1 protein-coding gene is annotated in these 805 nt (G+C 41.2%); it reads left to right on the top strand.

Translation table 11 applies throughout. The annotated features are described in order from the left end of the window. Positions 1–98: 98 nt before the first annotated feature. Positions 99–805, top strand: a 707-nt coding sequence (locus GQA99_RS20160; RefSeq protein ID WP_160056997.1) for an IS982 family transposase, incomplete at its 3' end; no start/stop codon positions are given.

Genomic DNA, 805 nt, shown 5'->3' with positions numbered 1-805 from the left:
ACCTGAGCTTCGGATAAGAAATTAGCTCCCCAAAGGAACTAAATGCTCGTTCCTTGATCCGATCATTCGACCAAGAGTGATTAGAAAAAGGAACGAGCATGAATAAATTAGTTGAAACCTACTGTGATGTCGATGATTTCTGTCACTTATTTATCCCACATTGGCAGCGCATACTGCTTGAAAATGGTGAAATGAAGCGCAACAGAGCTTGTCGCCTTTCTCCTGCAGAAGTGATGACCATTATTATTCATTTCCATCAATCACATTACCGAGATTTCAAAAATTACTATCTGAACTATGTTTGTCGCCAGCTAAAGCCCTATTTTCCTGAGTTGCTAAGCTACACGCGTTTCCTTGCATTAATGCCTAGCGTCGTTGTGCCCATGTGTAGCTATCTGACTTCAAAGCTTGGAAAGCCAACTGGAATTCAGTTTGTCGACTCCACTAAAATTGAAGTCTGTCATATCATTCGAGCGAAGCGAAATAAGGTTTTTGAAGGCATTGCCGAACACGGCAAGGGAACCATGGGGTGGTCGTTTGGATTTAAACTGCATCTTATTATCAATCACTTGGGTGAAATTGTAGCGTTAAAACTGACGAAAGGTAATGTGGATGACAGGCAGCCTGTAAGTGAAATGGCTGAGTACCTTTTCGGTAAGCTTTATGGCGATAAAGGCTACATTAGCCAAGCTCTAACGGGTGAGCTTTTGGAAAAGGGCGTTGAATTAATCACCACCGTTCGTAAGAACATGAAGAAAAAGTTTATTTCTTTATGGGATAGAGCCATGTTAAAAAAGCGATTCAT

Origin of the sequence: Shewanella litoralis, assembly GCF_009828585.1 — a bacterium.
Classification (GTDB): domain Bacteria; phylum Pseudomonadota; class Gammaproteobacteria; order Enterobacterales; family Shewanellaceae; genus Shewanella; species Shewanella litoralis.
Note: the sequence above shows the minus strand (reverse complement) of the source record. Positions and strands in the feature narration are given on the sequence as shown.